This window comes from Cohnella baijiui (assembly GCF_020731285.1).
Classification (GTDB): domain Bacteria; phylum Bacillota; class Bacilli; order Paenibacillales; family Paenibacillaceae; genus Cohnella.
On sequence record NZ_JAJFOW010000256.1, the window covers coordinates 1 to 269 of the forward strand.

A 269-nucleotide genomic window follows, 5' to 3' on the forward strand; every position below is an offset into this window, starting at 1 on the left:
TCTCACCTGTCTTTTCGTTACTCATACCGGCATTCTCACTTGAATGCAGTCCACCTGTCCTCTCGGTCAGACTTCAACCCGCATTCAACGCTCCCCTACCCAAGTCGTAGTCTTCACTTCACCCTGGCGTGTTTAGCTGGGGCATTTGGTCAGAATCCTTGAACGACCTTTTCGGTCGATTCTGACAAATGTCCCGGTCCTGCCAGAACAAAGTGAAGACTACGACATGCCATAGCTTCGGTGGTGTGTTTAGCCCCGTTACATTTTCG

General features: G+C 50.6%; 1 rRNA gene. It reads right to left on the bottom strand.

Annotated features, from left to right (window positions below):
- Positions 1-269: ribosomal RNA gene (locus LKX83_RS32540) — 23S ribosomal RNA — on the bottom strand; the annotation flags it as partial.